Annotated in this window: 17 protein-coding genes; 6 read left to right on the top strand and 11 right to left on the bottom strand. The window is 61.8% G+C overall.

Annotated elements, in window-relative coordinates:
- Positions 1-133 precede the first annotated feature (133 nt).
- From ACXJKE_RS02340 to ACXJKE_RS02330, 3 genes are all read right to left on the bottom strand, one after another.
- A complete protein-coding gene (locus ACXJKE_RS02340; RefSeq protein ID WP_457278960.1) occupies positions 134-943 on the bottom strand; it encodes an ATP-binding cassette domain-containing protein in 810 nt (269 codons plus the stop codon).
- Positions 943-1,899, bottom strand: coding sequence for an ABC transporter permease (locus ACXJKE_RS02335; RefSeq protein WP_457278959.1), 957 nt, complete (start codon positions 1,897-1,899; stop codon positions 943-945). The genes ACXJKE_RS02340 and ACXJKE_RS02335 overlap by 1 nt, the downstream gene beginning before the upstream one ends.
- A gap of 85 nt (positions 1,900-1,984) precedes the next feature.
- The gene (locus tag ACXJKE_RS02330; protein WP_457278958.1) at positions 1,985-2,974 is read right to left on the bottom strand and encodes a substrate-binding domain-containing protein; all 990 of its coding nucleotides are present in this window, start codon (positions 2,972-2,974) and stop codon (positions 1,985-1,987) included.
- Positions 2,975-3,103: 129 nt separating this feature from the next.
- Here ACXJKE_RS02330 and ACXJKE_RS02325 point away from each other — a divergent pair, with 129 nt between their 5' ends.
- From ACXJKE_RS02325 to ACXJKE_RS02315, 3 genes are all read left to right on the top strand, one after another.
- Positions 3,104-4,117, top strand: coding sequence for a PfkB family carbohydrate kinase (locus ACXJKE_RS02325; RefSeq protein ID WP_457278957.1), 1,014 nt, complete (start codon positions 3,104-3,106; stop codon positions 4,115-4,117).
- A gap of 118 nt (positions 4,118-4,235) precedes the next feature.
- Positions 4,236-5,558: an SRPBCC family protein gene (locus tag ACXJKE_RS02320; RefSeq protein WP_457278956.1), complete on the top strand. Its 1,323-nt coding sequence runs from the start codon at positions 4,236-4,238 to the stop codon at positions 5,556-5,558.
- A 29-nt stretch (positions 5,559-5,587) separates the two neighbouring features.
- Positions 5,588-6,049 carry an aromatic-ring-hydroxylating dioxygenase subunit beta gene (locus tag ACXJKE_RS02315; RefSeq protein WP_457279778.1) on the top strand — a complete coding sequence of 154 codons (462 nt, stop codon included), beginning with the start codon at positions 5,588-5,590 and terminating at the stop codon, positions 6,047-6,049.
- A gap of 65 nt (positions 6,050-6,114) precedes the next feature.
- On the opposite strand, the gene ACXJKE_RS02310 is transcribed toward ACXJKE_RS02315, so the two are convergent.
- The 3 genes from ACXJKE_RS02310 to tsaE all read right to left on the bottom strand — a co-directional run bounded on the left by ACXJKE_RS02310 (position 6,115) and on the right by tsaE (position 8,397).
- Positions 6,115-6,330: a glycine zipper 2TM domain-containing protein gene (locus ACXJKE_RS02310; RefSeq protein WP_457278955.1), complete on the bottom strand. Its 216-nt coding sequence runs from the start codon at positions 6,328-6,330 to the stop codon at positions 6,115-6,117.
- A gap of 190 nt (positions 6,331-6,520) precedes the next feature.
- Positions 6,521-7,912 (bottom strand): N-acetylmuramoyl-L-alanine amidase, encoded by a 1,392-nt coding sequence (locus ACXJKE_RS02305; protein ID WP_457278954.1) that lies wholly within the window; start codon positions 7,910-7,912, stop codon positions 6,521-6,523.
- A complete protein-coding gene (tsaE, locus tag ACXJKE_RS02300; RefSeq protein ID WP_457278953.1) occupies positions 7,909-8,397 on the bottom strand; it encodes a tRNA (adenosine(37)-N6)-threonylcarbamoyltransferase complex ATPase subunit type 1 TsaE in 489 nt (162 codons plus the stop codon). The genes ACXJKE_RS02305 and tsaE overlap by 4 nt, the downstream gene beginning before the upstream one ends.
- Before the next feature lie 15 nt (positions 8,398-8,412).
- On the opposite strand from tsaE, the gene queG reads away from it, so the two are divergent.
- On the top strand, positions 8,413-9,465 hold the full coding sequence (gene queG / locus ACXJKE_RS02295; protein ID WP_457279777.1) for a tRNA epoxyqueuosine(34) reductase QueG: 1,053 nt from the start codon (positions 8,413-8,415) through the stop codon (positions 9,463-9,465).
- Positions 9,466-9,669: 204 nt separating this feature from the next.
- Here the strand turns inward: queG and ACXJKE_RS02290 are convergent, their stop codons facing one another.
- From ACXJKE_RS02290 to ACXJKE_RS02280, 3 genes are read right to left on the bottom strand one after another with little or no spacing between them, the layout of a single operon-like run.
- Positions 9,670-10,401: a DnaJ domain-containing protein gene (locus tag ACXJKE_RS02290; RefSeq protein ID WP_457278952.1), complete on the bottom strand. Its 732-nt coding sequence runs from the start codon at positions 10,399-10,401 to the stop codon at positions 9,670-9,672.
- Between the two features lie 47 nt (positions 10,402-10,448).
- The gene (locus tag ACXJKE_RS02285) at positions 10,449-10,973 is read right to left on the bottom strand and encodes a hypothetical protein (protein ID WP_457278951.1); all 525 of its coding nucleotides are present in this window, start codon (positions 10,971-10,973) and stop codon (positions 10,449-10,451) included.
- Between the two features lie 55 nt (positions 10,974-11,028).
- On the bottom strand, positions 11,029-11,934 hold the full coding sequence (locus ACXJKE_RS02280; RefSeq protein WP_457278950.1) for an AEC family transporter: 906 nt from the start codon (positions 11,932-11,934) through the stop codon (positions 11,029-11,031).
- Between the two features lie 110 nt (positions 11,935-12,044).
- Here ACXJKE_RS02280 and ACXJKE_RS02275 point away from each other — a divergent pair, with 110 nt between their 5' ends.
- Together ACXJKE_RS02275 and xerD are read left to right on the top strand one after the other, a co-directional pair.
- On the top strand, positions 12,045-13,025 hold the full coding sequence (locus ACXJKE_RS02275) for a tripartite tricarboxylate transporter substrate binding protein BugE (RefSeq protein WP_457278949.1): 981 nt from the start codon (positions 12,045-12,047) through the stop codon (positions 13,023-13,025).
- 89 nt (positions 13,026-13,114) lie between these two features.
- Positions 13,115-14,017 (top strand): site-specific tyrosine recombinase XerD, encoded by a 903-nt coding sequence (xerD, locus tag ACXJKE_RS02270; protein WP_457278948.1) that lies wholly within the window; start codon positions 13,115-13,117, stop codon positions 14,015-14,017.
- A 285-nt stretch (positions 14,018-14,302) separates the two neighbouring features.
- On the opposite strand, the gene ACXJKE_RS02265 is transcribed toward xerD, so the two are convergent.
- Entirely contained in the window at positions 14,303-15,589 is a 1,287-nt protein-coding gene (locus ACXJKE_RS02265) for a class I SAM-dependent methyltransferase (protein WP_457278947.1), read from the bottom strand.
- 98 nt (positions 15,590-15,687) lie between these two features.
- Positions 15,688-16,500: a ferritin-like domain-containing protein gene (locus ACXJKE_RS02260; RefSeq protein ID WP_457278946.1), complete on the bottom strand. Its 813-nt coding sequence runs from the start codon at positions 16,498-16,500 to the stop codon at positions 15,688-15,690.
- Positions 16,501-16,554: the final 54 nt, after the last annotated feature.

Genomic DNA, 16,554 nt, shown 5'->3' with positions numbered 1-16,554 from the left:
GCGTTGCGGTGTGACAAGCGTGGAAGCTTCTTCTTCACCAGCCGGGGCCGCGGAACCGGCTTCGCCGGGCCGCAGGCGCAGCGCCCCCTCGGGGGGCAGCGAGGACACGTCAGTGCCGAGCGTGGGGGCTGTTTCAGGCAAGCGCGGACTCCGGCAATTCTTCGGCCGTCTTGGCGCCCGTCATCACGGCCACGGTGTCGCTCATGCTGATGATCTTGGGATTCACGACTGCCGCACGGCGGCCCAGGCGCTGGATGTGGATGCGGTCGGCGATTTCAAACACATGCGGCATGTTGTGGCTGATCAAGATGACGGGCAGGCCTTTGTCGCGCACCCGGCGAATCAGCTCCAGCACCATGTTGCCCTCTTTCACGCCCAGGGCAGCCGTGGGTTCGTCCATGATGACCACATGCTGCGCAAAGGCAGCGGCGCGCGCCACGGCCACACACTGGCGCTGGCCGCCGGAAAGTGTTTCCACGGCCTGCGTCATCGAACGGATCCCGACCTTGAGTTCCTGCATGCGGGCAATGGCCTGCTCCAGCATCTTCTTCTTGTCGAGCACACGCAGCCAGCGGCCCAGGGGACCGGGCCTGAGGAGTTCGCGGCCCAGGAACAGATTCTCCGCAATGCTCATGGCAGGGGCCACAGCCAGGTCCTGGTAGACGGTTTCGATCCCGGCACGGCGCGCATCGATGGGGGACTTGAAACGCATCGGCTTGCCGTCGAGCAGCAATTCACCTTCGTCGGGCACAGTGGCGCCCGACAGTGCCTTGATCAGCGAGGATTTGCCGGCGCCGTTGTCACCGATCACGGCCAGGATTTCGCCGGCGCGTAGTTCGAAGTCGGTACCGTCCAGTGCGGTGACCTGACCGTAGCGTTTGACCAGCCCTTTGGCCTGCATGATCAAAGGCGCAGGAGTTTGGAGGGGCGTTGGGGTGTTCATCAGCGAGGCCCTTTGCGCGACATCTGGTCGGCCGCGACCGCCAGGATCACCAGAATGCCGGTAATCAGTGTCTGGTAGACGGAGGCAACGCCCATCAGGGTGAGACCGTTGCGAAACACGCCCACAATCACCGCGCCGACGAGTGTGCCCAGAATGATGCCGCGTCCGCCAAACAGGCTGGTGCCACCCAGCACCACGGCGGTGATGGCATCCAGGTTTTCGGTTTGCCCGGCATTCGGATCGCCGACGCCGGTGCGCGCCACCGACAGGAGCGCGGCGATGCCGTAAAAGAGGCCGGCCAGTGCATAGACGGCCACCAGCACGCGGTCGACCCGGATGCCGGTCAGCCGTGCGGCTTCGGCGTTATTGCCCACTGCATACAGGTGCCGGCCCGGTGCGGTGTCACGCAAGACAAACCACGCCAGCAGGTAGAGGCCGATCATGGCGACGGTGCCCAGGCTGACCTCCGTACTGCCCAGATCGAAGGTGTTGCCCAGCGCCGTCAATTCCGTCGGGAGGTTGGGAACGATTTGCGCGTTGGAGTAAATCTGGGTGATCGCAAATGCGATGTTCAGTGTGCCCAGCGTCACGATGAAAGGGGGCAATTTGATGCGGGTGACCAGCAGGCCATTGAGGAGGCCGAAGCCGGTCGTGACCGCCAGGCCGCAAGCAATGGCCAGGTAGGGGTCGATGCCGTAATTCACGGCGAACTTGGTCATCACCATGCCGCCCAATGCCATCACCATGCCGCAGGACAGGTCGATGCCGGCCGTCAGGATGATCAGGGTCTGCCCAATGGCCAGCACGCCGACGACCATCACCTGCTGCAGCACCAGGGACAGGTTTGCGCCCGTCAGGAAGCGGTCTGACTGGGTGGTAAAAAAGATGCAAGTGGCCAGCAGGGCCAGCCAGGGGCCGAGGGCCCCCCACGGGATGTGGCGCGAAGACAGGTTCATCGGTAAGGGCCCAGGATGAGGAAAATGATTTTGTCATCCCGCACCGGGTTCGGTCCGGGATGACAGCTGGCAAGCAGCAGGTCGATTACTTGGTGCCCCAGCAAAGGTCCATGCCGGTTTTGACGTCTTTGCTGTCTATGCCCGGGAGAGCTTTGGCCGAGATCAGGGTCACGCCGGTGTCGGTGTAACCCGACGCTTTTTTGCCGCCCTTGGCGTAACTGACGCCTGCTGCCACGCCCAGTGCCGCCATGGTCAGGGGGTATTGCTGTGAAGTCGCGGTGATGACGCCGGCTCCCGTGTCCTTGATGCCCTGGCAGCCGCCGTCGACCGAGAGGATGGTCACGCCTTTTTCCTTGCCGGCCTTTTTCAGTGCATTGAATGCGCCGGCGGCGGCCGGTTCGTTGATGGTGTAGACCACGTTGATATCGGGATTTTTTTGCAGGCAGTTTTCCATGGCGGTCTGGCCTTTGGCCTGGTCACCAAAACTGTCAGCCATGCAGACCACGGCTGGGTCTTTGGACAGCTCGTTGGATTTCGCGTCTGCCGCTGCCAGGCCGAAACCCTTCATGAAACCGTTGTGACGCTGTGCGCCCACGGGGTGACCGGGGAACAAATCGAGCGTGGCGATTTTGGCTGGCTTGCCGGCCATGGCCGCTTTGGCGTACTGGCCAATCAGCACACCGGCCTTGTAGTTGTCGGTGGCAAACAGCGCGTCAGCTCCCGCAAAAGGGCTGTCCAGTGCAATGACCTGCACGCCCTTGGCCTGCAGTTTTTTGACGGTGGGTGCGATGGCATCTCCGCTGGCGGTGATCAAAATGGTCTTGGCGCCGGCGGCAGCCATGTTTTCGAGGGCCGTGATCTGTCCAGCGGTGTCGCCGTCCGATTTGCCGGCGGCGGTCAGCAGCTTGGCGCCGAGTTTTTTGGCCTCGGCTTCAGCGCCTTCCTTCATCTTGACGAAGAAGGGGTTGGTTTCGGTTTTGGTAATCAGGCCGATCACAGGTTCGCCCGCTGCAAAGGCCGATGTGGCGGCCAGCGCGAGGCTGGACAGTGTCAAGAGAGTGGTGGTCTTTTTCATCAAATTGTCTCCTTGTTGAATCGACATTCCAGGCCGCCAGGCACTGGAGTTCGCGGGAAAATACCCATGAGTGCTGGGCGTTGGTGAACTATAGTGGCGCTTGAGTTATTAAATCAAGTTGTTTTAGTTATGGATTACCCTGAGAAAAACCCTGAAAAAGTGCTGCAAGTTGCAACCGCTGGTGAAGCGTTGATTGACCTGATCGTTCAATCGGACGGACGTTATGAACCCTGCCCGGGTGGCGCTGTTTTCAACCTGACGCGCGCGCTGGCCCGGCAGGGCGTCAACACCCTGTACCTCAACCCTCTGTCGCGCGATCGCTTTGGCCGCCAGCTGGCCGCAGCGCTGACCGGAGATGGTGTGCGGCTGGCCTGTCCACAGCCCGTGGCACAAAGCACCTCACTGGCCGTGGTGGGGCTGGATGACGCAGGCCATCCTGACTATGTTTTTTACCGGCAGGAAGTGGCGGACCGTGCAGTCACGGCGGACAGCCTGATCCAGTCGTGTCAGCGCGTCCCCGGGCTCGAGATGGTGTACACCGGCGCCCTGGCGCTCGCGCCCGAGGATGCGGGCCGCTACCTGCCATGGCTGCGAGCCCAGCATCAGGCGGGCAGCGTGGTGGTGGTGGATGCCAACCTGCGGCCGTCGGTCATGCCGGACCTGCAGGCCTACAGGCGCAATGTGCACGCTGCGCTGCAACACGCCGACGTCGTCAAGGTCAGCGATGAAGACCTGGAAAGCCTGGAGATACCTGGCACCGATGTATTTGCGCGGGCGCAGCATCTGCTCGGCACGAGCGGTGCCGGCTTGCTGGTTCTGACCCTGGGGCCGCACGGAGCCTGTCTGTTGACACGCGATGGCCGGCAGTGGCGCGCCCGCGAATCCCGGCCGTTGGCGGTGGTGGATACCGTGGGGGCGGGTGACTGTTTCCTCGCCGGCTTCATGGTTGCCTTGCTCGCGCGGAAAACCGCTGCGAGCGGTACTGGCGCTTTGGTGGCGTTGGTCGGCGATGACGCGGGGCGCAGTTTGCTGGCCCATGCTGTGGCCAGCGCCAGCTTGTGTGTCATGCAGCGTGGCTGTGTGCCTCCGACCGGGGCGCAAGTGCAGGCCAGGATTGAACAGGCAACCTGCGTATTTGACTGACGGCCGCTACCGATGCCTTACTGAAAAGATCAGGGAAAGAAGTCAGAGATCGTAAGTAAGCGTATTATCTGTCCGAAATCCTGTGCGCAGGTACGCTGCAGGACCCGGAGACACTCAGATGAACGCACCCCATACCCTGTCACGCTGGAGCGACCCCGGCTCCAGTCGCGTGCCCTTCTGGGCCTACACCGATGCGCAGCTATACCAGCGCGAGCTGGAGAAAATCTTTTACGGCGCGCACTGGTGCTATGTGGGCCTGGAAGCCGAGATTCCCAATGTGGGCGACTACAAACTCAGCCATGTCGGCGAACGCCAGGTGCTGATGGTGCGGGACCGTATCGCGCCCAAAGACCGTGCCACCGACCACGGCATACGCGTTGTTGAAAACCGTTGCGCCCACCGTGGTGTGCGCTTTTGCCAGAACCCGCAGGGCAATGCGCGCAGCTTTGTCTGCCCGTATCACCAGTGGACCTACAAACTCAACGGCGACCTGGCGGGGTTGCCCTTCAAGGACGGCGTGAAAGAGGGTGATTGCGTCAACGGCGGCATGCCCGAAGGGTTCGATCTCAAGGATCATGGGCTGACCAAGTTGCGTGTTGCAGTGCTGCACGGCCTGGTGTTTGCCACTTTCAGCGACGACACCGAACCGCTGGAAGACTACCTCGGCCCGCAGATCATGCCGTGGCTGGACCGCATCTTCAAAGGCCCTGACGGAGCGCGCAAGCTGACGCTGCTGGGCTACAACCGCCAGCGCATTCCGGGCAACTGGAAGCTGATGATGGAAAACATCAAGGACCCTTACCATCCCGGCTTGCTGCACACGTGGTTTGTGACCTTCGGCCTTTGGCGTGCCGACCAGAAAAGCCGCATGGTGATGGACGGCGAGGGCCGCCATGCCGTGATGATTTCCCGCCGCAACGAGGGTGGGCAGAACGACGCTGTGACCGAAGGCGTGACCTCGTTCAAGGCCAACATGGCCCTGCATGACGACCGCCTGCTGGACGTGGTGCCCGAGCCCTGGTGGAAGATGCCCGACCCATCCAGCCCGGGCAGCGACATCACGCCCACCGTGACCATGATCACGCTGTTTCCCAGCCTGATCATCCAGCAGCAGGTCAATTCGCTGAGCACACGCCATATCGTGCCGCGTGGGCAGGGTGAGTTTGATTTCATCTGGACGCACTTCGGCTTTGCCGACGACACCCCCGACATGACGCAGCGTCGCCTGCGCCAGGCCAACCTGTTCGGCCCGGCCGGTTTTGTCAGTGCGGATGACGGTGAAGTGATCGAGTTCAGCCAGGCCGGCTTTGCACAGGCTGGCGACACCGGCTCAACACTGTGCGAGCTGGGCGGCACCGGCACCGAGATGACGGAGCACATGGTCACCGAAACCCTGATCCGCAGCATGTATGCCTACTGGAAGAAAGTCATGGGTCTATGACGGCGACTGAACAGGGACTGCAGCGCCTGATGCTGCAACTGGAGGTGGACCAGCTCAACGCAGCCTACGCGGCGGCGCTGGACGAAAAGCGGTTTGATGCGTGGCCGGAATTCTTTGTGGAAGAGGGCAACTACAAGGTGCAGGCCCGCGAGAATTTTGACCGCGGCCTGCCGCTGGCCCTGATGGCGCTGGAAAGCCGGGGCATGATGAAGGATCGGGTGTATGGCGTCACGCAGACGATCTATCACGGGCCTTATTACATGCGCCACATCGTCAGCCCGGCGCGCATCCTCTCGGAGGAAGGCGATGTCGTCAAGGCCGAGGCCAACTACGCGGTGTTCCGCACCAAGCCGGGCGGCGTGAGCGAGGTCTACAACGTCGGGCGTTATATCGACGAGCTCATCAAAAAAGACGGCGTCCTGAAATTCAGGAGCCGTCTTTGTGTGTATGACAGCGAGATGATCCTCAACTCGCTGATCTATCCGGTGTAGCAGGGATACTGGTGCAGGCAGCACCAACCCGGCAGGTGCCGGGGCCGCGTTGCCTGGCGTTTCTTTTAGCGCCTCTTACCGACCTCGTTACCGATCACCGCTCCGGCCGCCGCGCCGCCCACGGTGCCCAGGGTGCTGCCGAATACGGCATTACCGACCAGGCCACCGGCCACGGCACCAACACCGGTGCCTATCTGTGCATTGGTCGGGCTGGTGCTGCAACCACCCAGGCCGATCAGTGCCGCCGCTGCTACCGCTGACATCATCAATTTCGTATTCATCTTGTCCACCTTTGCTCAGAGTTTCAGGCTCTTGCTGGGGTATTCACATCGTGAAGTCCTGACCTTGCCTGTGATTTCACTGTAGGGGGACGGGTATGTGGAGGTTGTAGGAGAAGGTTGCCGCGGCGTGTCGGCTTGCCGCGGTCTTTGGTGGTAATTTTCGGCGCATAAATGCGCGCCGATGCGGTACTTAAACAGCGCGGTTGCGCGCCAGCGGCGGGTTGCGCGCGAAGTAGCGCGTGATGCCGCGCATCAAGGCGTCGGCCAGCTGTACCTGGTATTCGTCGCTGCGCAGTTTGGCTTCTTCGTCGGGGTTGCTGATGAAGGCGGTCTCCACCAGCACGCTGGGGATGTCGGGCGCTTTGAGGACAGCGAAGCCGGCTTGCTCGACCTTCGGTTTGTGCAGCTTGCCGACATTGCCGATCTCGCCCAGCATGGCACTGCCGAGCTTGAGGCTGTCGTTGATCTGCGCCGTGGTGCTCATGTCGAGCAGGGCTTTCTGTACCTGGGCGTCCTTGGCCTTGACGTTGATGCCGCCCACCAGGTCGGCGGAGTTTTCTTTATCGGCGATCCAGCGCGCGGCGCTGCTGGAGGCCCCTTTTTCGCTGAGCGCGAAGACGCTGGCGCCTTGCGGTCGTGCCGTAAAAAATGCGTCGGCATGGATGCTGATGAAAAGGTCGGCCTGCACGCGCCGCGCTTTTTGCACGCGCACATGCAGCGGCACAAAGAAGTCGGCATCGCGCGTGAGGTAGGCGCGCATATTGGGCTGCTGGTTGATACGGTCGCGCAGGCGGTGCGCGATCTGCAGCACCACGTCTTTCTCGCGCGTGCCGCCGGGGCCGACGGCGCCGGGATCTTCCCCTCCATGGCCCGGGTCCAGCGCGACGATGACGAGACGGTCGGTCTTGTTCTTCGCAATGACGGCCGCTTCGGGCGAGGTCTTGGCGCCGCCGGGGGTGGCAGGGCCGGTCGTTGGCCCGTGGGCCTTGTCCTTGTCTTTTTCCGCGACGACTGCCGGCGGTGGCTTGCCGTCGGCCTGCTTGCCCGACTGCCGCGCGATCAGGTCGGCGATAGGGTCGTTGGCGGGGGCGGGTGTGGTGCCCGGTTGCCTGTCGGCGAGCTTCTCGGCAATCAGGGCTTCGAGCGGGTCGGCGACCTGCGTCGGGTACAAGTCGAACACCAGCCGGTACTGGTAAGCCGCTACAGGCGGCAGGGTGAATACCTGCGGCTGGATGGGCTGCTTGAGGTCTATTACGAGCCGCACCACGCCAGGGGCGTTTTGCCCCACGCGTATGCCCGAGATATTCGGGTCGTCGGATTTCACCTTGGCGACCAGTTCGCGCAGCGCGGGAATCAGGTCTATGCCTTCGATATCGACGGCAAGGCGCGGCGGGTCGGCGATGAAAAATTGTTTTGCCTTGATCTCGCCGTCGGATTCGATGGTGAGCCGCGTGTAGTCTTTGGACGGCCAGACACGCACGGCCACGATGGTCGCGCCGCGCGCGATGTGCTGCACGCCCAGCAGAAGCACCACGCTGCCCAGTTGCAGGGCGCTGCGGCGGGTGACGGGCTGCCGCTTCATGCCAGCAATTCCGCGCCTGTGGGCGTGTGAGCCGTCAGGGTAACTGCGCGGGTATCGTCCGGCAGGACTTCCAGGTGGAGCCGCAGATCAGGTTGCGGCAGATGCGGGCCTGCTTTTTCCGGCCATTCGACCAGCTTGAGCCCGGTGCTGGCAAAGATGTCGCGTAACCCCGCCTCTTCCCACTCGCGCGGATCGTTAAAGCGGTAGAAGTCAAAATGCCAGATATTCATCTTCGGCAAAGTGTAGGGCTCGACCACTGCATACGTGGGACTTTTGATGCGGCCTTCGACGCCCAAACTCTTGAGCAGGTGGCGCACAAAGGTGGTCTTGCCGGCGCCAAGGTCGCCCTGAAGCTCAATGAGCGCGCGGCCAATCGCGGGATGACCCGCCAGTGTTTGCGCGAATGCCGCCGTGGCCGCTTCGTCGGGCCAGGGAATGTTTTTTACAATCAGCGGGTGCCCGCCAGCAATTCTTTGAACAGTCATCAATTCGTTTCTCAAATTCAAACTTGGGCGCGCGAGCTTGGATTTTCGCAAATTGGCGTGGCCGGTGTGGATTTATCCTCGGCCGAGCCTGGATTATCAGCCTGGCTGGCCGCAGGCTTCCATGGTGACATGCATTACATGGCAGCGCACGGGCTCAAACGGGCCCGGCCGGCCGAACTGATTCCGGGCACCGTCAGCGTCATCACGGCACGCATGGACTATCTGCCCGCATCGACGGCTGCCGTCCCAGGCGAATGGCAGGCCCTGGAGTTCAGCCGGCTCGAGCGGCCTGCGGAAGGGATCGTGTCGGTGTATGCACGTGGCCGCGACTATCACAAGATCATGCGCACCCGCCTGCAAAAGCTCAGCGAACGCATCTCCGGCCACGTCGGCCAGCTCGGTCACCGAGCTTTCACCGACTCCGCGCCTGTGCTGGAGGCCGAACTGGCAGCCCGCAGCGGCCAGGGCTGGCGCGGCAAGCACACCTTGCTGCTCAACCGGGAAGCGGGCTCCATGTTCTTCCTGGGGGAAATCTACGTTGACATTGCCCTGCCACCCAGCGAGCCGGTGACGCCGCACTGCGGCACCTGCCAGGCCTGCATTGACGTGTGCCCGACGCGGGCGATCATCGCACCCCACAAGCTCGATGCACGGCGTTGCATCTCTTACCTCACCATCGAACACGCGGGCCCGATTCCCCTGGAGCTTCGCCCGCTGATGGGTAACCGGATTTATGGTTGCGACGACTGCCAGCTGGTCTGCCCGTGGAATAAATTCGCCCAGCGCAGTGCCTTGCCCGATTTTGACGAGCGCAGCGGCTTGACGGGGCAGCAGCTCGTCACCCTGCTTGGCTGGACGGAAGCGGCGTTTTTGCGATTCACTGAAGGCAGCCCGATACGCCGTATTGGCCATGAGCGCTGGCTGCGCAACCTTGCGGTGGCCATGGGCAATGCCCTGCGGGTGCTCGATCCTGAGGCGGGACAGCCCCTGCGCGAGGCCCTGCAAATGCATGCCGCTTCTCCCAGCGAGCTGGTGCGGGAACATGTGGCCTGGGCCCTTGATCAGTAAATTTGAACGAAAATGGCCTGCAGCCCTTTGGAGACAAGCGCAAGCAGCTCCTAAATCAATAGCAAAGCATTTGGCATGTCATGCGCTTGAGCGATAAGCGCATATTAGACTTAAGGCTCGAACCGAGGTGCTGGCTTCGCGCCGGCCATCAGGCATCCGACACGAAGTGCCTGACCGGGCAGCCACAAAAGGCAGCGCGGTCTTTTAGCAGTCCCAGCGCCGGTAGTTCTGGTAGCACAACTCGCGAATACGGGCTTTGTCTCTGGCCAGCTGGTTTTGCGCTTCCCTTACCTTGTTTTGTTCACGTGATTGGGCTTCGTACTCCTTGCGCTGCGCTTCACGCTGTTCAGCACTGGCTCTTTGTGATTCCAGATAGCTGCGCTGCGCTTCCGCTGAACGGACATTGTTGATTGCGCGCTCGCTTTCCTGGCGGAATTGCCGCTCTTGCTGTGCTGCCTGCTTGGCAATCTGCTGTCTGTTCGCTTCTTCCGCAGCCAGACGGAGTTCTTCCTTCCTGGCATCCTCTTCCGCTTGTACCTTCAGCCGAAGTTCTTGTGCGGCCTGTTCCTTGCGCGCAGCTTCACGCTTGGAGCTGATGTAAAAACTCCCTGCGAACAGCATTGCAACTCCCACAGCCAGAATGACCACAACACGTGTGAGTCCCGACGATTCCTGCTCGACTTTGATTGTTCTGTCCAGACGTGCGGCCGCGGGCCTCGTTAGCGTACTGCTGAGCTTGCGATCATGCGCAGCCCTGGACTCGTCGTCTCGCAGTACCTGGTAGGCGGTTTTGACTTCCAGGAATCTGTCAACGGCTTGTGGGTCAGCCGCCAGCCTGGCCGGGGAGTAATGGATATTTGCCTTGTTAAAGGCCACTTCAATGTCTTCTTTGTTGGCGTTTCCGGGTACTCCCAGAACCAGATAGGCTGACTTCATGAAATCCCTGTGAGGTAGATATTGTTAGTGGTTATCCGCGACGGAGCCTAGCGCCGGCTTGACGTACTTACAGTTACTGTGATTCTTCTTGCTGTATGTGCTTCAGCTCCGGCATCGACACCTGTAAGTCGGGAATTTTCTGGATAGACGCTCGGTGTCGATATAGCAAGACGAGCTTTGCTTGTCCGTTTGCTGTCCATGCACTCGGCCTCAATGGCTCCCCTAATCTCTGCAGGATTGCCTTTCTTGGCAAACACGGAAGAAACCAGTTCTTTTTGCTGAATTTTTTCCAACCGACCAATAGTTTTGGCATCAATTTGGGCATGCAAGCCCTCAAGGGTTTCCTTGTGGGCTCTGGCCTGAATAATGGGCATGGCACGGGCTCCCAAATCTGCGCACTGCGTGTCGGCAGCGGCATTGACCTGTTCCTTGCTAAAGGAGCCAGTTAAGGAGGAATACTTTTTCTGGATCTCGGTGTCGCAGGGTTTGTCCTGGAATGTGGCTCCACATTTGAACAATTGCTGACTGCTTGCTGCAGAACACGCGATCGCCGCAAATACGGCGACCATCATTGGCCTGTAAATTCCCACGTATTTCCTCCCTGCCGGCGTCTGATGTCACAAATTTTTACATCAGTATACCGAGAGCGAAAGGCAGGCTAAGAATGCCCAGCATTGTTGAAAGTGTCACCAGGCCCGCCACGTAACCCCCGTTGTAGCCCATGCGCGCCGCCAGCACGTACGCGCTGGAGGCCGTCGGCAAGGCGGAAAACGCCAGCAGGATGGTGCTTTGTACGGACGACAGCCCGAAGGCTTTGCACAGGCCCAGGGCCACGACCGGCATCAACAGATGCCGTATCGACAGCACGGCCACTGCCAGCGTTTTGGCTTGCGACAGGTGACCGAACTGCATGCCGGCGCCTGCTGCCATCAGGCCCAGGGCCAGCGAGGCGGCTCCGATGCGGGTCACCGTGGGTTCGAGCCAGACAGGCAGGGTAAAGCCGAGCAGGTTGGCCACCAGGCCTGTGGCCGTGGCAAGGATCAGCGGATTGCGCACCAGCTCGCCCATGAAGCCGCGCTTGGCATGCCGCGCCATGGGCCACACCGCCGCCACGTTGAAAAGCGGCACGCATACACCAATCAGCACGGCGATCAGCTGCAGGCCCTGGCTGCCCGCCAGCCGGTCGGCCAGGGCCAGCGCAATGAAGGAGTTGAAGCGAAACGCCACCTGCGCGCTGGCGGCGTGCTCACGCGAGTCGATGTGCCTGCCCAGCCAAGGCAGGTGCGGCAGGCTGTAGGCCATCGCAATACCGGCTATTCCCAGCAGGATGCCGGCGCTGATGAGGCTGGAGGCGGCGCCCAGGTCCAGCGGGCTTTTGACGATCGAATGAAAAAGCAGGACCGGAAACAAAAAGTAATAAACCAGGCTCTCCACCTGTTCCCATACGGTGCGGTTGAGGGCGGTGTAGCGGCAGACGAGGTAGCCGCAAACAATCAGGGAAAAGTCGGGAAAAAGAAGCTGCGCGTAGTTCACTCGCCGAGAATAACCGCAATCCCCCCGGGTTTGCCCTTATGCGTAATCCACAACTGCGGGGCATGAATGTTGCGATTACCATTTCTGCTGTTTTTATTGAAGGACTGAACATGCAACGTCGTTATCTGTTTGCCTATTCCGTGGTGTCCGCGCTTGCGCTGGGCGCCGCCGCAGGCCCCGCATTGGCACAGGGTTATCCCAACAAGGTGGTCAAGCTCGTGGTGCCGTTTGCACCGGGTGGCACCACTGATATCGTCGCCCGCGTCATCTCCGAGCCACTGGGCAAGGCCTTGGGCCAGAGCGTGATCGTCGAAAATCGGGCCGGCGGCGGCGGCGTGGTGGGCGCACTTGAGACATCGCGCGCCGTTCCCGATGGTTATGCGTTGGGCGTGGCCACGGTGTCCACCACCGCGGCCAATCCGGCCATCAACCCCAAGATCCCGTACAACACGCTGACGGACTTCACGCCCATCATCAACATCGCCGCAACGCCCAACATCATTGCGGTACACCCGAGCTTTCCGGCGCGCAACTACAAGGAGTTTGTGGCTGAGCTCAAAAAGAACCCCGGCAAGTATTCCTATTCATCCTCGGGCACCGGTGGCATCGGTCACCTGCAGATGGAGCTCTTCAAGAGCATGTCGGGTACCTTCGTGACGCACATTCCCTACCGCGGCGCGGGTCCGGCCCTGAACGACACCGTGGCCGGGCAGGTGCCCATGATTTTTGACAACCTTCCATCGGCCCTGCCGTTCATCCAGCAAAAGCGCCTGATCCCCATTGTGGTGGCCGCGCCCCAGCGCCTGGCTGTGCTGCCGGATGTACCCACTTTCAAGGAAGTCGGCCTGGAGCCTGTGAACCGCATGGCCTATTACGGCATCATCGGCCCGAAAGGCTTGCCAAAGGACGTGGTCGACAAGGTCAGCGCCGGGGTGAAGAAATCGCTGGAAGATCCGGCGATACGCAAACGGATCGAAGACACCGGCTCCCTGATCATTGCGAATACGCCCGAGCAGTTCACGGCGCAGATCAAGGCCGAATTTGATGTCTATAGAAAAGTGGTCGACTCGGCCAAGCTCAAGCTCGAATAGAACTTTGAAGCCGGGCTGACCGGAAGCAAAGCTACCCGTAAGCCGCCGCGCATTCAAATGTGCGGCGGCTTTTTTGTTATGGTCACCCCATGCAGCCAGAAAGCCAGTCCAGTATTGATGGGTTTATTGACGCCTTGTGGCTGGAAGACGGGCTGTCCAAAAACACCCTGGCGGCTTACCGCCGCGACTTGTCGCTCTACGCCGGATGGTTGGCTGCCAGGGAGCAGGGAGGGCGAAAACTTGACGAGACGGCGGAGGCCGATCTCAACCGCTACTTTTCGGCCCGGCACGCTGCGACCAAGGCAACATCCGCCAACCGGCGCCTGACGGTGTTCAAGCGCTATTTTCGCTGGGCATTACGCGAGCACCTGATTGCTGCAGACCCGACGCTCAAACTCCAGTCGGCAAAGCAGGCGCTTCGGGTGCCCAAAGTCATGAGCGAAGCCCAGGTTGAAGCCCTGCTGGCCGCACCCGACGACGGCACGCCGCTGGGCCAGCGCGACCGCGCCATGCTGGAACTGTTGTACGCCAGCGGCCTGCGCGTAAGCGAGCTGGTGGGCCTCAAGACATTTCATGTGGGACTGAACGAAGGGGTGCTTCGCGTCATGGGCAAAGGCAGCAAGGAACGGCTGGTGCCCTTCGGCCAGGTGGCACGGGAATGGATTGTGAAATACCTGGCAGACGCGCGGCCGGCCATCCTGGGCGGGCAGCAGACCGACGACCTGTTTGTCACCGGCCACGGCAAGGGCATGAGCCGCGTGATGTTCTGGATGCTGGTGAAAAAATATGCGCGGCTTGCCGGCATCAACTCGCCGCTGTCTCCGCACACCTTGCGCCATGCATTTGCCACGCATTTGCTGAACCACGGCGCCGACCTGCGCGCGGTGCAGATGCTTTTGGGCCATGCCGATATTTCCACCACGACGATTTACACCCATGTGGCGCGTGAACGGCTCAAAGCGCTGCATGCGCAGCACCACCCCAGGGGGTAGTAGAGCCCCACGGTCGTTCGCTGCGTAACTCGCTGCCCCCGAGGGGCCGCCCACCCTACGGCCCGGCAAAGCCGGTTCCGGCGCTCATGCTGGCATGAATAGTTCCGCGGGCGTAATCGAGTAGAGAGGTATTTCACCAGCAGGTGCCGCGGAACCGGCTTTGCCGGGCCGCAGGCACCGTCCCCTGCAAGGGGAAAAGGGCTACACGAAGTGAGCCCGATAGGGGTGTGCCGATTTTTCGGCTTTGCCGGCCCCAGGCGCCGCCCCCTGCAAGGGGGGAACAGGCTACACGGAGTGAGCCTGGACGGGGGTGTACATGTAGTCCCGGTTGAACGGGTAGCTAGACTGGGCGCCGGTGACCGGTGTGTTGTGCACATCACCTGAGGGCCGCGCTGCCAGCATCTGGTGCAGCGAGATCCAGCCTTGCTCAAAGCTCATTGCGCTGCCTGCCAGGTAGAGGCGGTAGGCGCGCAAAGTCTTTTCCGCGCGTTCGGCGCCGCCGTCTGCGGCCAGTACCTGACGCGCGTCGTCCAGCCTGGCCTCCAGGGCGTCCGACCAGTTCCACAGCGTGCGTGCATAGTGGGGGCGCAGGTTTTCGGTGTCCACCATCTCCAGGCCTGCGCGTGACATGTGCTCCAGCACGGCGCTGACGTGCATCAGCTCACCGCCGGGGAAGATGTACTTTTCGATGAATTCGCCCATGCCGGCGCCGAGCTGGCGGTTTTCCAGGCCGCCGGCCGTGATGCCGTGGTTCATGACCAGCCCGCCCGGGGCCAGCAGGTGCATGATCTTCTGGAAGTAGGCCGTCATGTTGGCATGGCCCACGTGCTCAAACATGCCCACGGACGAGATCTTGTCGAAGGGCTGGTCTTCCGGCATGTCGCGGTAGTCGCGCAGCTCCATGCGCACGCGCCCCTCCAGGCCTTTTTCCTGAATCAGCCGCTGCACGTGCGCGTGCTGGTTTTTCGACAGGGTGATGCCGGTGGCATCGACGCCGTAATGTTCGGCCGCCCACATCAGCAACGCACCCCAGCCGGCGCCAATGTCCAGGAAACGTTCGCCGGGCTTGAGCATGAGCTTGCGGCAGATGTGGTCGAGCTTGGCTTCCTGGGCCTGGGCCAATGTCATGGCGTTGTCGCTGTAGTAGGCGCATGAATACACCCGCCGAGGGTCGAGCCAGAGCGCATAGAAGGCGTCGGACACGTCATAGTGGAACTGGATTTGCGCTGCATCCCGGCTTTGGGTGTGGGCGGCCAGGGACTTGGCGCGGTGCAGCAGGCCGGACCACCAGCCGGTGTCGCTTTGCACCGGGTTGCCGGGCAGCAGTTTGGTGACGGCGCGCATCACGTCGCGCATGGCGCCCTCGAGCTGGAGTTTGCCTTCGACGTAGTCCTCTGCCAGGGCGCCGATCTGGCCGGCCTTGAGGCGGGCGATGGAAGACCAGTGCGAAAACGCGAGCTTGACGGGGGCGTTAGGCTCTCCGAGACGCTGGCCCTGCGGCAGCTGCAAGGCGATGTCCGCGGGCAAGCCCGGCATTTGCGAAGGGATGTCTGGAACGAGATGCCGGATCATGCGCAAACTCCTTTTCAAGAGTTTTGCAGTCTAGCGCTGTTCGAAAATCCCTGCCGTGACTGTATGTGTAGGAATTCGCCGCGTCCTGGAACCTGTTGCTAGACCAGAAGCGCCAGTTCCGCCTCGTCAAAACCAGCCCGCCGGCGGGCGTCCAGGTTCAGCGGGCCCTTCAGGCGAGGCGCCCCATACTGCCTGGCCAGCACCGGGTAGGTCGCCACCGGATCCAGGCCCCGCTGGGCGCACAGGTAGCGGTACCAGCGGTTGCCGATGGCGACGTGGCCGATTTCGTCGCGCAGGATGATGTCCAGGATGTCCACGGCTCGCAGCGCGTCCGGCGTGCCGACCTTGCGCAGCTTGGCCTGCATGGGTGGGGTGGCGTCCAGGCCGCGGGCCTCCAGGGTGCGCGGCACCAGCGCCATGCGCGCCAGCACGTCGCCTTCGGTTTTGGCGGTCATGTCCCATAGCCCTGTGTGCGATGGGAAATCGCCGTAGTCGTAACCCATGGCCTGGAGATGGGCGCGCAGCAGGCTGAAATGGTGGGCTTCTTCGGCGGCTACCTGCAGCCAGTCCAGGTAGTAGGCCCGCGGCATGCCGGCAAAACGCCAGATGGCGTCCAGGGCGAGGTTGATGGCATTGAACTCGATGTGCGTGACGGCATGAAGCAGGGCCGCCAACCCCTCGTGTGTGAAAGGCGAGCGCTTGGGTACATCCAGGTGAGAGCGCAGTTCCGGCCGTTCCGGGCATCCGGGCAGACCCGGCGGCGCAGGAATCGCCAGCTCCGTTGCTATCAAAACAGTAGCTGCTTGCGCTTGCGCCTGTTGGGCCAGGCGCACTTTTTGCTCTGGATTTTTGGTGAGAAGGGCCTGCAGCGCTTGCTGGCGCAGTTCTGCAGGGGCCAGTAGATCCGTCATGAATCCATTGTCGTTGATACCTCGGGATGCCGGGATTGGTTGCCGGCGGTGTAC

Source organism: Polaromonas sp. P5_D5 (assembly GCF_054049435.1).
This window is presented reverse-complemented; position numbering and strand designations above follow the sequence as displayed.